Genomic DNA, 13,295 nt, shown 5'->3' with positions numbered 1-13,295 from the left:
TCTCGACAGCCAGGCCCTCAATCCCGTCGGGCCGCCGCGCGGTACCGGGGAGCGAATTCTTCCTCGATGAAGCGTTCGATGGAGGTCGGGGTCGATGTGCGGGCGGTACGCGGCTGTTCCGTCCGCGTGTACCGGGAGTTGATGGCTTCGCCCACCTCGGCCATCATGTCCGCGACGTTGACGGACACGCCCTTGCTGCGGAGGTCCGCATGGAAGTCGGCGAGGCTGGTCTGCTCATAGGTGAGGGTGTGTGCACGCACAGCGTTCGCGATCACGCCCACGGCTTCCCGCAGGCTCACGTCGCGTTCCCCTTGGAGCTCCAGGACCTCCGTTCCGTGCCAGGTCCCGGTGGCGAGTTCCTCCCCGGCTCGGGCACCGATGTCGGCAGTGCTGATGAAGGGCAGGGGAACGTCGGGATCGAAGGGGGCGCTGATGCGGTGGTGCGCCCTGGCGGTGTCGATGTGGTCCAGCAGATTTTCCATGAAATAGCCGGCCCGCAGCCACAGCGTGTCGACTCCGGGGACGGCCGAAAGGCGCTGCTCGAAGCGGTGGAGCCCCATGACCGGTCCTGTGCCTTTGGGGTGCCGGGCTCCCCAGCTGCTGAGCCCGACGACCCGGGTTGCGCCTGACTCGGTGACCGCCTTGGTCAGCGAGGCCGCCGCCTCGTCCTGGAAGGCGCCGAAGTCGGGGTGGTCGGGAATGTAGTTGGGCTGGATCACCGCGTAGATGCCCTCCGCGCCGCTGAACGCATTCGTCAGCGCGGCCGGGTCCATCGGGTCGGCTTCCCACACCTCGGCGCCCCGTGCGGCAAGGTCGGAGAGCCGCTGGGCCGACCGGCCGACGGCTCGGACCCGGCATCCGGCTGCGAGCAGGTGCAGGGCAGCAGCCCTTCCGGTGCGGCCGCTGGCGCCGGTAATGACGAACATCGACGTATCTCTTTTCATTGGCTGTCTGTACTGGTGCCGGGAAGCGAGGCCGTAGCTCCGCTGACATCCGACTTCTCGGCAGGCGTTCGAAACGCTAGCCACCCGGCGAACCGGGCGGGTAGGAGCGATACACCCACCCGGAAACCCAGCCGTCCCGGTGAACGCCTCGTCCTTACGCTGGTGGCATGAAGGCTTCAAGGGAGCACAGCAGCGGCGGACCACTGGCGGCCTTCCTGCGCGCCCGACGGAATCAGGTGCGGCCTGAACATCACCGCCTTGCCCCCGGGGCACAACGCCAGGTGCCCGGACTGCGGCGAGATGAAGTGGCACTCCTGGCCGGGATCAGCACCGACTACTACGTGCGCCTCGAACAGGGAAGGGAACGCCGACCGTCCCACGCGGTGGTGCAGGGCCTGTGCAAGGCACTGCTGCTGGACGCCGTGGCAGCGCGTCACCTGCGCGAACTCTCCGATACAGGGGGTGCCGTCGGCACAGAGGCGGAGGCGCCCCGCATGGACACGGATCGCCTGGATGCCGTGCACCAACTCCTTGGCTCCATGACGGTGCCCGCTCTGCTGGTGAACCGATGGCTCGACATCGTGGACAGCAACGTACTCGGCGATCTTCTCCACGCGGGGTTGGAACCCCGTGACAATTACGCCCGCCTGGTCTTCCTCGCTCCCGGAGCGCAGGCGTTCTTCACCGAGTGGCCCGAACTCGCCCGCTGCATGGTGGCGGCCCTACGCGCACAGGCCGGATCTGAAGCGGGGTCAGCCCGCCTGACACCGCTTTTGCAGGAACTGGCCGCGCACAGCGATGTCTTCAGAAACGCCTGGGTCGAGCACCACCTCTACGAGAAGGCGATCGACCACAAACTGTTCCACCATCCCGGGGTCGGACCGCTCGCACTCGACCAGCACGTCCTGGAACTGCCGGGAAGCGAGGGCCACAGGATCTGGGCCTTCCACCCGGCGGACGGTGCGACCTCTGATGCCCTGCTCCGCCTGGCATCCCCGGCGCTGCCGTCCGGCCGTCCGGACCCGGAAACCGGCGGCTTCCGAACAAGGGTCTCATTGCCAGCAGGATGTGACGGGGGTTAACTGGATTCGTGTTCGCCATCCCTGGTGCGCTGGAGTCCTTCTGGCCCTCCCGCCGCGCCTATCTGTTCGACCTGTTCTGTCGCTAGGTCACTTCCGTGTGCCTGGCACGAGGCGCTCTTCGCCCGTGCCGCGCATCCCTGAAGCACCCCCAGGACGACACAGAAGAACAGGGGATCACCATGTCTGTGACCGATGAACTGCTGGCCAACAACGCGTTGTACGCGGAGTCCTTCTCCGGCCCGCTGCCTCTGCCACCCGCCAAGCATGTGGCTGTACTGGCCTGCATGGACGCACGACTCGACGTCTACGCGCTTCTCGGCCTGCACGAAGGCGAAGCCCACGTCGTGCGCAACGCGGGCGGCGTCGTCACGCAGGACGAGATCCGCTCACTCGCCATCAGCCAGCGTCTGCTCGGCACCACCGAGATCATCCTCATCCACCACACGGACTGCGGGATGCTCACCTTCACCGATGACGGCTTCAAGGACGAGATCCAGCGCGAGACAGGGATCCGACCGCCGTGGGCGGCGGAAGCCTTCACCGACCTGACGACGGATGTGCGGCAGTCCGTCGCCAGGATCAAAGCCGACCCGTTCATCGTGCACAAGGACGACGTTCGAGGGTTCGTCTTCGACGTGGCCAACGGCAAACTCAGCGAAGTGGTCTGAGGCCAGGCACATCTGAGAGACGCGCGAACCGCCGACTGGCCGGCTCCGGGCTCACCGAGAAACTCCCCCGAGACTCACCCGGCGTTCAGGATGGCGCCGGGACGGACTCCTGCTTCTCCTGGGCCTCCGCCGCCAGTCGGCGGCGGCGCGTGGCCGGGGCGAAGACGGCCAGCACGAGGGCTCCGACGATCCAGGTTCCGGCGATGAACATGAAGACCGCCTCGTAGCCGACGCCGTTGTAGATTCCGGCGATCATCAGCGGTCCTGCCGCGTTCGAAAGGCGTCCCAGGCCGTAGGCGATGCTGGTGCCGAGCGAGCGGCCCCGGGTGTCGAAGAGTTCCGGCGAGTACGCGTAGGCCAGGGCGGTGTAGCCGCGCTCGAAGAGGTTGACCATGAACCCGAACACGACGATGAGGACCGGGGTGAACGTCAGTCCGTACAGCAGACCGGACGCGGCGATGATCAGCCCGAAGACCACCAGGCACCATTTGCGCTCGAACCGGTCGGTGACCATCGCCGCGAGGAAGGAGCCGAGCGGTGCGCCGACCGTCGTCAGGGCCACGTAGAAGATCGAGTCCTCCACGCTGACGCCCTCGGCGGCCAGCAGTGTCGGCGCCCAGCTGGAGTAGCCGAAGAAGCCGATGGTCTGGGTGATCCACAGGACCGAGAGCAGGATCGTGGGGAACAGGAACTTTCTGTCCTTGAGCATCCCGAGACCGGTCCTGCCGACCGGACCCTGCGGCTGCGGCTTCTGCGCGGCGGGCAGCTCACCGTGCTCGGCTGCCGCACCCGCCTCGATGCGCGTCAGGATGGCATCGGCCTCCTCGTGGCGGCCGCGGGACTCGAGCCACTGCGGAGACTCCTCGAGTTTCCGCACGAAGAACAGGAACAGGAAGCCGATCGAGCCCCACAGGTAGACCAGGCGCCAGGACCAGTCGGACATGGGCACGACAGCGGAGGCGATGAGGTTGGTGACAGGGGTTCCGCAGATGCCGATGACGATGGCGTACGCCTGGAACTTTCCGCGCTTGGCCCGCGGGTAGAGCTCGCTGATGTAGACGACGGCGACGACGGTCATCGCGGAGAGGCCCGCCGAGGTCAGTACGCGGAAGACGCCCAGGGACCAGATGTCCCAGGCGAAGACGCACGCGAAGGACCACACGGTGTACCAGAACGTGGTCACGATGAGCATGCGCCGACGCCCCAGCCGGTCGGCCAGGCCGCCGGCGACGACGGCCCCGAAGAACATGCCGACGAAGGACAGCGAGGTCACATAGGCGATGTGATTGACACCGGAGCCCCACTGTTCGCGCACCACGGGGGCCGTGATGGCGAAGGTGTTGATGTCCGCGAACTCGAAGAAGTAGGCGAACGCCACCGCGTAGAGCGTGGTCTTGTGGAATTTCGAGATGGGCAACCGGTCGAGCCGGTTGGCCGCGTTGGTGGCGGGGGTGTGCTGCACTGCACGCTCCTGGGATGGGGACGCGGCACCGTTGCCGGGCCGGTGGATTACGGTCAGCCGGCCTCTTCGGGCCAGTACAGGCGCCGGGGATTGTCGACCAACAGGGCCTGCTGCCGGGCAGGGGTCGTGGCGACATGCGGGATGTGGTCGACCAGCAGACCGTCGTCGGGCATGTGGTTCTTGAGGTTGGGGTGGGGCCAGTCGGTGCCCCACAGGGCCCGGTCGGTGAACTCGTCGACGACCTTGCGGGCGAACGGCACGACGTCACGGTAGGCGTGGCGCTCGCCGTCCAGGGCGGGCGGTCCTGTGACGGTCAGGCGCTCGGGGCAGGAGACCTTGACCCAGACGTCGTTGGTCTCTACGAAGCGCAGGAAGCGGGCGAACTCCGGTCCTTCAGGACTCCGGGTGACGTCGGGGCGGCCCATGTGGTCGATGACGAGGGGAACGGGCAGGGAGGCGAAGAACGTCTCCAGGTCGGCCAGGTCCGGAGCCTCGAAATAGAGGACGACGTGCCATCCCAGCGGTGCGATCCTGCGGGCGATGGTCGCCAGGGCCTCGGTGGGCGCGGCGTCCACCAGACGTCGGACGAAGTTGAAGCGCACCCCTCGCACTCCCGCGTCGTGCAGGCGCCGCAGTTGCTCGTCGCTGACGTCGGGGCGCACGGTCGCCACCCCCCGGGCCCGGTCACCGGCGCTGTACAGGGCGTCCACCAGGGCGCTGTTGTCGGCGCCGTGGCAGGTGGCCTGCACGATGACGTTGCGCGCGATGCCCAGGTGGTCACGGAGGGCGAACAGGTCGTGTTTGGAGGCGTCGACGGGCGTGTACTTGCGTTCGGCCGCGAAGGGAAACTCGGCGCCGGGGCCGAACACGTGGCAGTGGGCGTCCACGGCTCCCGCAGGCAGGGCGAAGGCGGGCTTGGTGGGGCCGCGGTACCAGTCGAGCCAGCCGGGGGTGACGGCGAAGTCCTGGTCGAAATCCTGGTCGAAGTCCTGGTCGGTCATCGGGAGTGCTCCTCGTACTGTCGGTCGACCTGTGTCAGTCGACGTAGGTCAGGCCGTGCTCGGCGAGACGTCCGCGCATGGCGTACATGTCCAGGCCCAGCTCGCCCGCCTTGAACCGTTCCCGCTTGCCCTCCTCGGCGGCCTCGCGCCTCGCCGACGCCTCGGCCACCGCGGCGGCCTGGGCGGCGGGCACGACGACGACGCCGTCGGTGTCAGCGACGATCACGTCACCCGGGTTGACCAGCGCGTTGGCGACGACGACAGGAACGTTGACCGAACCGAGTGTGGCCTTGACGGTGCCCTTGGCGTTGATCGCGCGGGAGAAGACGGGGAAGTCCATCTGCCGCAGCTCGTCGACATCGCGGCAGCCGCCGTCGATGACAAGGCCCTTGGCCCCACGGGCGCGCAGTGAGGTGGCGAGCAGCTCACCGAAGAAGCCGTCCTCGCTCTCGGTGGTGCAGCCGGCGACGACGACGTCGCCCTCCCGCACCTGCTCGGCGGCCACATGCAGCATCCAGTTGTCGCCGGGCTGCAGCAGTACGGTGACGGCGGTGCCGCAGAGCTTCGCGCCCTCGTAGACGGGCCGGATGCAGGGACGCATCAGGCCGAGTCGGCCCATGGCCTCGTGGACCGTGGCGACCCCGAACCGGGACAGGGCCTCGACCGCCGCGTGGTCGGCCCGTTCGATGGTGCGGTGGACGACTCCGAGTTCGTGCATGGTGTGGCTCCTTGCGCTGTCGTGGGTGGTCGGATCGGGGGCGGAACCCGGCTGTGTGGAGGCGAGGGCCGCGGAGGCTCAGCGGCCCTGGGCGGTCAGGCGCGCGTCCAGGCGGGGATAGACACGCCTGGCGTTCCGTTCTTCGATCGCGGTCAGCTGTTCGTCGGACAGGCCCGCGTTCTCGACGTAACGGCGGGTGTCGTCGAAGTGGTGGCCGGTGTGCGGGTCGATGCCGCGGACGGCTCCGATCATCTCGGAGGCGAAGAGGATGTTGGCGTGCGGGACCACTTCAAGGAGCAGGTTGATGCCGGGCTGGTGGTAGACGCAGGTGTCGAAGAAGACGTTGCGCAGCAGTGACTCCACCGCCTCCGGCTTGCCCAGCGCCTGCGCCAGGCCCCGGAATCGGCCCCAGTGGTACGGCACGGCTCCGCCGCCGTGCGGGACGATCAGGCGCAGCTCGGGGAAATCGGCGAACAGGTCCCCGGCCAGCAGTTGCATGAACGCGGTGGTGTCGGCGTTGAGGTAGTGCGCCCCGGTGGTGTGGAAGGCCGGATTGCAGCTGGTGGAGACGTGCACCATGGCCGGCACGTCCAGCTCGGAGAGCTTCTCCCACACCGGGTACCAGGACCGGTCGGTCAGCGGTGGCGCGGTCCAGTGGCCGCCGGAGGGGTCCGGATTGATGTTGACGGTGACGGCGCCCAACTCGAGGACGGCGCGTTCGAGTTCGGGGATGACGGTGGCCGGATCGGCCCCCGGTGACTGCGGCAGCATCGCGCCGGGGGCGAATCGCCCGGGGTAGAGCTCGGCGACGCGGTGGCACAGGTCGTTGCAGATGCGGGCCCACGCGGAGGAGGTGGCGAAGTCACCGATGTGGTGGGCCATGAACGAGGCGCGGGGGGAGAAGACGGTGACGTCGATGCCTCGCTCGTCCATGAGACGCAGTTGGTTGGTCTCGATGGACTCGCGGATCTGGTCGTCGCCGATGGCGGGCCCCGCGGGGTCGGGCGCCTGTGCCGGGTCGGTGAGCGCGGCGGTCTGGGCCTGACGCCACTCCCCCAGCGGGGCGGGCGCCGTCGTGTAGTGGCCGTGGACGTCGATGATCACGCGGTGTTCTCCAGAGCGGTGGGGGTGGGGTCCCAGAGGGATCGGGGTATCAGCAGGTCGCCGGCCATGATGAGACGAGCGGTGCGAAGGAGAGCGGAGCGCGTGACCCGCTGGGGATCGTCAGGGGCGAGGCCGAGGGTGACGCTGAACTCTCCGGACGGGTGCTCTACGGAGACGGTGGGCTCCGTGCCGGACACATCCGCGGCACCGGACACTTCGGCGGCGACGTCACGGGCGACGCTGCCTTCGAGTACGCAGGCGGTCGCAGCCGTGACGGCGGCGAGCACGCCGATGGACTGGTGGCACACCCGTGGGATGAGGCTGCGCGTGGAGAGCGTGCCCCCGTGGCGCGGCGGCGCCACCAGCGTCATCTTCGGGTAGTTCTTCTCCGTGACGTCGCCAAGGCCCATGGCTTCGCCGCAGATCAGGCGCAGCGCCTCGACACGGGCCTTGAGCCCGCCGTCGGCGTCGATCTGTGCCGGTGTCTCGTAGCCGGTGGCGCCCAGGCGCTCGGCTGCCACGATCACCAGAGGCTGGCCGTTGTCGATCAGAGTGACATCGACGGCGCCGCATCCGGGAACCTCGACGGTGTCGCGCGTACGCCCGGTGGGGAGCAGGGATCCCGCGACGGAGCCGGCCGTGTCCAGGAAGCCGATCTCGACCGGAGCGGCGGTGCCTGGGACACCGTCGATACGGACCTCGCCCTGGTAGTCGACGTACCGCGTCCCGTCCGTGCCCAGTGGGGTGGCGACAGTGATCTCGGCGACCATGCCGGTGTTGCGGGTACGCACACGGGCGGTGGTGCGGTCGGCGTCGGGGACGACGATGCCGGTCTCGACGGCGAACGGCAGCACGGCGGCCAGCATGTTGCCGCAGTTGGCGGAGGTGTCGGCGGCGTTCCCGCCGGGCTGTATCTGGACGAAGGTCCACTCCACGTCGACGCCGGGTTCCGTGCCCGGCCCTACGATGCCGGCCTTGCTGGTCAGCGGGTGCCCGCCGCCGACACCGTCGATCTGGCGCGGGTCGGGTGATCCCATCGCAGCGAGCAGTACGGCGTCACGGAGCCCGGTGTCCTCGGGCAGCGCTCGCGCGTCGAAGAACGGCCCCCGCGACGTTCCGCCTCGCATGAACAGGCACGGAATCGCGGTCTGGGAGCCGTGGCGGCGCGCCCCGCGGGTCCGGGCGACTGCTTCGGCAGGCATCGGCACTCCTTCGTCGACTGGGGATACGCAGAGGAAACTAGATCATCAACCAGATTGTTGACAAGATGTTTGATGAAATTACAAAAGAAGTCCCCCAGGGCGCGCCCTGAGCCCCCACGGCTCTAGGCTTCACCTGCACAGACCTGCCGATGAAAGAGGTCGAACGAGTTGACGGACAAGCTGACGGGCGCCGCCGCACGCCAGTACGTGGCCGACGCCATCAGGCATTCCTTGCGCTCCGGGGACCTGGTACCCGGGCAGCGACTTGTGGAGAACGACCTCGCCGAGTCCTACGGGACGACCCGCAGCGCCGTCCGCGAGGCCCTCCAGGACCTCGCCGCCGAGGAGATCGTCGAGATCATCCCCCGCCGCGGCGCCCGCATCCGGGTGGTCTCCGTGGACGAGGCCATCCAGATCACCGAGTGCCGCTCCGCGCTTGAGCAGCTGTGCGCCACGAAGGCCGCCACGCAGGCGAACGAAGCGCAGCGTACGGAGCTGCGCCGGATCGGCACGGAGATGCGGCAGGCCGTCGCGGACGGAGCGGTGCACACCTACTCCGCCCTCAACCAGCGCCTGCACGAACTGGTGGTCGAGGCCAGCGGTCAGGAGGTGGCCAGGCGCCAACTCGAGCGGCTCAACGGACCGATGGTGCGTTTCCAGTTCCGCCTTGCCCTGCGCCCCGGCCGTCCCGCCCAGTCGTTGCAGCAGCACCTGGACATCATCGACGGCATCGTCAGCGGGGACGCCACAGCAGCGGCGCGCGCTGTTGCCGCGCACTTGGGCGACGTGGTCGAACAACTGCGGTCGTCGGCCGCCGCGTCGGCGGCACAGGCACCGGCCCGCACATCAACAGCCACCGGCTGACAGACGTACGAAGAGCGGCCGAAGCCCGTTCAACGGGCTTCGGCCGCTCTGTGACGTCACGAACCGCGTCAGCTCTCGTCGACCGTCATCTCGCCGAGCAGCGACCAGTCGTCCTGGGGCACCTTCACGTTGACGATCCTGGGCGTCGCGGCGAGATGGGGCGGCAGGCTCTGCTGCGCCGCCTTGAAGTGCGCCGAGCCGACGTGCGCCGCACCGGCCTCGTCGTCCCTGAAGGCCTCCACCAGAACGTATTCCACCGGGTCCTCGATGCTGCGGGACCAGTCGAACCACAGGCACCCCGGCTCGGCCCGCGTCGCCCGGGTGAACTCCTCCACCACCTCGGGCCAGCGGTCGGCGTGCTCGGGAAGGACGCGGAACTTCACGGTGATGAAAATCAAGGGGCCACTTCCTTACGTCGTTCGAGACGGGGTCGATAGGGGCGGGGTCACGGGGTGAGGATCGCCCGGCCCCGGATCCGGCCGCTCTCGAGATCGTCCAGGGCGTCCTGGAAACGGTCGAGGGGATACTTGGCGGTGTGCAGGCGCACGCGGCCCTGAGCGGCAAGGACCATCAGCTCGCACAGGTCGTTGTAGGAGCCGACGAGGTTGCCGATGAAGTTGATCTCGGCGGAGATGATGTCGATGGTCGGTACGTCGATGTTCTCGCCGTAGCCGACCACATGGTAGTCGCCCGCCTGGCGCAGCATGCCGACGCCGTCCTTGGTGGAGCCGCCCTCACCGACGAAGTCGATGACCGTCTCCGCCCCTTGCCCACCGGACAGTTCGCGCACCCGGTCCACCTGGCCGCCGTCGGCGACGACGCCGTGGTCGGCCCCGATGGAGACGGCCAGGGCCACCGCATCCGGGTTGCGGTCCACGACGACGATCTCGGCGGCAGTCATCGCCTTGAGGACCTGTACGCCGATGTGCCCGAGCCCGCCCGCGCCGATCACCACGCAGCGGTCACCCGGCCGCAGCTTGCGGGCCGCCTTGGCCGCTGCGTGATACGCCGTGAGGCCCGCGTCGGCGAGAGCCGCGACATCGGCCGGTTCGAGGGAGTCGTCGATCCGCACGACACTGCGTGCGGAGGTCTTCAGGTACTCGGCATAACCGCCGGCCGTGTCGATGCCGGGAAAGAGGTTGTTCTCGCAGTGCACGTCGTCACCCGCCCGGCACGCCCGGCACAGTCCGCAGGTGATCAGCGGGTGCACGATGACCTTGTCGCCCTCGCAGACATTGGTGACGGCGCTGCCGACCGCGTGGACCCAGCCGGCGTTCTCGTGCCCGATGGTGTAGGGCAGTGTCACCCCGGACTTCTGCGCCCACTGGCCCTCCAGGATGTGGATGTCGGTGCGGCACACACCGGCACCGCCGATCCTGACGATCACGTCGAACGGTCCTGTGACCTCGGGAGCCGGGACCTCGGCCATGGTGAGGTTCTGGCCGTAGCCGACGACCTGGACTGCTTTCACGAGACGTTCTCCTTCGGTGAAGCGGTGAGATGGAGGAGCTCCCGCGTATGCATGGGCTCCCCCGCGTGTACGGACTCCACCGCACGCGGGGACTGGTCGGCCCCTGACTGCGGATACCGGGTGCGGAGCAGGCCCCGGCAGAAGTGCGCGTTGCCGTCGATCGACACCCGGACCGCACGGGCGAACCGCAGCCGGAGCGGGATCTCACCCGGCGGGTAGCGCCGCCCTTCCTCGTCGACCAGGACCGGGTCGGACGGTGCCACGCCGAGACCCAGCGCCGCCCGTCGCCGCAGCAGCGCACCGGACGTCGCCACGTCGGGAAGGTCGCCGATGACCGTGTCGTGGAGGTCCTCCTCTGTGAGGTCCGGGTTCTCGCGGAGGACGAGCGCCAGTGCCCGCTCCATCGCCGCGGCATGGGCCTTGCGGCGGAACGTCAGCCGCAGCGCTTCGAGATCCTTCTCCGCCTCGGCCCCGAACGTGCCGCGGTAGCCCGCGTCCGCGGCGAGGCCGCGGTTGATCAGGTCCGAGTCGTGGTGGTCGTCGAGCAGCACCACGACATCCTGTGTCCAGGGCAGCGCCGTCAGCGCGTCCTTGGAGTCCGAGGCCATCAGATACGCGAAGTTCGGCGAGCAGAATGAAGTGGGAAGCCTCAGGCGGACGGTGAGCGCGCCATCAGGGGTCACCAGCACGGAACGTACGAACCCCAGGTCGGTGATCGGCTCGTCAAGCTCCGGGTCGAAGACCGTGTCAAGGGCCGCGCGAGCGGACCGCTCCCGTGTATCAGCCGTGTCGGCGGGCATGTCAGGCCACCACCGGTTCGGTGACGCCAAGACCGGCCGGGACCTCGATGTCGTACATGGCGGCCGCGTTGAGGCCGAGGATCTTCTTCTTCTGCGCCAGGGTGATCGGCGCGTACTCGGGCGTCATGTCCTCGGGGATCTGGAAGTCGACGAACCGCTCGATCAGCCACCGGGGCGTCCACAGCGCGTAGTCGCTGGAGAACTGGATGCGGTCCTCGTCCAGCCAGTAGAGCAACTCGCCGATGATCTGCGCGAAGTACCGCGGACGGCTGTGGATGAAGGGCATCGCGACCGCGAGACCCGCGTGCACGTTGGGCTCCTGCGTGGCGATCCAGCAGAAGTCCTCGAGGCGGGGCAGGCCGCAGTGCTCGACGACGAAGTTCATCTCGGGGAACCGCGTGGCCGCCTTGTCGACGTCCGCGACATCGAACGCGTCCCGGTCCAGCGGCCGGATCGTCGGCCCCTTGTGGATGTGGATGTTGTTGATCCCGAGTTCCTGACAGGCTTCGAGATAGCGGTACGTCCACGGGTCGTCGAGTTTGTAGCCTCGGCTGTCGCCCTTCCACTCGGCGGTGTACAGCTTCGCGCCCTTGAGCTGGAACCGCTCCGCGTCACGCCTCAGTTGGTCGAGTCCCTTCTGCTCGTAACGCGGGTCCCAGGAGTGGTTGTACGTGAGCTTGTCGGGATGCCGCTGGGCGAGCGCGAAGGATTCCTCGGTCTGCCCGAAGCCGTTGCGGTAGAACGCTCCGAGCCGCGCGGGCTGGAAGATGGCGTGGTCGACGTACCCCTCGACGAAGAGGTCCTTCATCAGACGTTCGCCGCCGTAGTAGAGGTACTCCTCGTACGGCCACAGTTCCGATTCCGGGCTCAGGTTGCGGTGGTAGTCGTAGAAGCAGTCGATGAACTGCTTTCCGTGGATGTTGAGTTGGTTCTCGGGGCGCGCGTCCCAGAGCGCGACGTGCGCGTCCACGATGAAGTAGTTCTCGCCGTCCTTGGAATACATCTCTCTCCTCAGTTCCTCAGATCGCGATGGGTGGTTGAGCGAAGGGGAGCTCGACGGCGCCGCGCGTCAGGAGAACTGGATTCCGCCGTCGATCATGACGGACTGGCCGGTCATGTAGTCCGAGTCCCGCGAGGCCAGATACGAGACGAAGGACGCGACGTCCGCGGGCTCCTCGACCCGGCCGAGCGCGATCGCCTCCGCGTACTTCTTGATGGCCCGTCCCTTCTGCAGACCCTCGGCCTCCGCGAGGCGCTCGTCGATCAGGTCCCACATGTCGGTGCCGACGATTCCCGGGCAGTACGCGTTGACGGTGATGCCGTGCTGCGCCCACTCCATGGCCGCGGCCTGGGTAAGACCACGTACGCCCCACTTCGACGCCGAGTAGGTGCCGAGCAGCGCGAACGGGCGGTACGCGACGATCGAGGCCGCACCGATGATCTTGCCGCCGCTGCCCTGGGCGATCATCTGCCGTGCCGCGGCCTGGTAGGAGAGGAAGATGCCGCGCAGGTTCACGGCCATGACCTGCTCGAACTCGTCGAGCCCGGTGTCGAGCAGCGGGGTGACCCTGGCGATACCGGCGTTGGCCACATAGACGTCGACCTTGCCGAAGCGGCCCGCCACCTCTTCGACGAGTGCGTCGGTCTGCTCCTTGCTGGACACATCGGCGTGCACGGCGAGGGCCCGGCGGCCCGTCTTCTCGATGCCGGCCGCGACCTCGCTCAGCTCCTCGCTCATGCCGGGGAGGTCGGCCACCGCCACGTCAAGTCCGTCGCCGGCCAGCCGCTCCGCGATGCTGCGGCCGATGCCGCGCGCGGCGCCGGTGACGATCGCGGTACGGGTTCCGTTGTCGGTGGAAGTCATAGGTGCTCCTGTGCTCGACGGTGAGCCGCCGCACCCTTCGTGCGGTGCTGACCATCAGCGTGGGGGCGGGGAGTGCCGTCGAGTTTTTCAATGTGGAACACACCCGGTTCTCCCC

14 protein-coding genes are annotated in these 13,295 nt (G+C 68.2%); 3 read left to right on the top strand and 11 right to left on the bottom strand.

What is annotated here, in order from left to right; genetic code table 11:
• Positions 1-17 precede the first annotated feature (17 nt).
• Positions 18-926, bottom strand: a complete 909-nt coding sequence (locus tag ACWFRJ_RS03465) for an NmrA family NAD(P)-binding protein (protein WP_453524504.1) — start codon at positions 924-926, stop codon at positions 18-20.
• A gap of 185 nt (positions 927-1,111) precedes the next feature.
• On the opposite strand from ACWFRJ_RS03465, the gene ACWFRJ_RS03460 reads away from it, so the two are divergent.
• Positions 1,112-2,026, top strand: a complete 915-nt coding sequence (locus ACWFRJ_RS03460; RefSeq protein WP_453524503.1) for a helix-turn-helix domain-containing protein — start codon at positions 1,112-1,114, stop codon at positions 2,024-2,026.
• Between the two features lie 179 nt (positions 2,027-2,205).
• Positions 2,206-2,694, top strand: coding sequence for a beta-class carbonic anhydrase (locus ACWFRJ_RS03455; RefSeq protein WP_453524502.1), 489 nt, complete (start codon positions 2,206-2,208; stop codon positions 2,692-2,694).
• 85 nt (positions 2,695-2,779) lie between these two features.
• Here the strand turns inward: ACWFRJ_RS03455 and ACWFRJ_RS03450 are convergent, their stop codons facing one another.
• From ACWFRJ_RS03450 to ACWFRJ_RS03430, 5 genes are all read right to left on the bottom strand, one after another.
• Complete coding sequence (locus tag ACWFRJ_RS03450; protein ID WP_453524501.1) at positions 2,780-4,156, bottom strand: MFS transporter; 1,377 nt, start codon at positions 4,154-4,156, stop codon at positions 2,780-2,782.
• 53 nt (positions 4,157-4,209) lie between these two features.
• Entirely contained in the window at positions 4,210-5,157 is a 948-nt protein-coding gene (locus tag ACWFRJ_RS03445) for an amidohydrolase family protein (protein WP_453524500.1), read from the bottom strand.
• Between the two features lie 34 nt (positions 5,158-5,191).
• Positions 5,192-5,875: a 4-carboxy-4-hydroxy-2-oxoadipate aldolase/oxaloacetate decarboxylase gene (ligK, locus tag ACWFRJ_RS03440; protein ID WP_453524499.1), complete on the bottom strand. Its 684-nt coding sequence runs from the start codon at positions 5,873-5,875 to the stop codon at positions 5,192-5,194.
• A 78-nt stretch (positions 5,876-5,953) separates the two neighbouring features.
• Positions 5,954-6,979, bottom strand: a complete 1,026-nt coding sequence (locus tag ACWFRJ_RS03435) for an amidohydrolase family protein (protein WP_453524498.1) — start codon at positions 6,977-6,979, stop codon at positions 5,954-5,956.
• Complete coding sequence (locus ACWFRJ_RS03430; RefSeq protein ID WP_453524497.1) at positions 6,976-8,181, bottom strand: 4-oxalomesaconate tautomerase; 1,206 nt, start codon at positions 8,179-8,181, stop codon at positions 6,976-6,978. The genes ACWFRJ_RS03435 and ACWFRJ_RS03430 overlap by 4 nt, the downstream gene beginning before the upstream one ends.
• 168 nt (positions 8,182-8,349) lie before the next feature.
• Here ACWFRJ_RS03430 and ACWFRJ_RS03425 point away from each other — a divergent pair, with 168 nt between their 5' ends.
• Positions 8,350-9,045 carry a GntR family transcriptional regulator gene (locus ACWFRJ_RS03425; protein WP_453524496.1) on the top strand — a complete coding sequence of 232 codons (696 nt, stop codon included), beginning with the start codon at positions 8,350-8,352 and terminating at the stop codon, positions 9,043-9,045.
• 68 nt (positions 9,046-9,113) lie between these two features.
• Here ACWFRJ_RS03425 and ACWFRJ_RS03420 read toward each other — a convergent pair whose 3' ends face one another.
• The 5 genes from ACWFRJ_RS03420 to ACWFRJ_RS03400 all read right to left on the bottom strand — a co-directional run bounded on the left by ACWFRJ_RS03420 (position 9,114) and on the right by ACWFRJ_RS03400 (position 13,180).
• Positions 9,114-9,443, bottom strand: a complete 330-nt coding sequence (locus ACWFRJ_RS03420) for a putative quinol monooxygenase (RefSeq protein ID WP_453524495.1) — start codon at positions 9,441-9,443, stop codon at positions 9,114-9,116.
• Positions 9,444-9,490: 47 nt separating this feature from the next.
• Complete coding sequence (locus ACWFRJ_RS03415) at positions 9,491-10,516, bottom strand: NAD(P)-dependent alcohol dehydrogenase (protein ID WP_453524494.1); 1,026 nt, start codon at positions 10,514-10,516, stop codon at positions 9,491-9,493.
• Positions 10,513-11,316, bottom strand: coding sequence for a metal-sulfur cluster assembly factor (locus tag ACWFRJ_RS03410; protein WP_453524493.1), 804 nt, complete (start codon positions 11,314-11,316; stop codon positions 10,513-10,515). The genes ACWFRJ_RS03415 and ACWFRJ_RS03410 overlap by 4 nt, the downstream gene beginning before the upstream one ends.
• Position 11,317: 1 nt before the next feature.
• The gene (locus ACWFRJ_RS03405) at positions 11,318-12,319 is read right to left on the bottom strand and encodes an amidohydrolase family protein (protein WP_453524492.1); all 1,002 of its coding nucleotides are present in this window, start codon (positions 12,317-12,319) and stop codon (positions 11,318-11,320) included.
• 66 nt (positions 12,320-12,385) lie between these two features.
• Positions 12,386-13,180: an acetoin reductase gene (locus ACWFRJ_RS03400; RefSeq protein ID WP_453524491.1), complete on the bottom strand. Its 795-nt coding sequence runs from the start codon at positions 13,178-13,180 to the stop codon at positions 12,386-12,388.
• Positions 13,181-13,295: the final 115 nt, after the last annotated feature.

Source organism: Streptomyces sp. NPDC055239 (assembly GCF_053606205.1).
The sequence above is the reverse complement of the archived record's forward strand: the minus strand, read 5'-3'. Positions and strand labels throughout refer to the sequence as shown.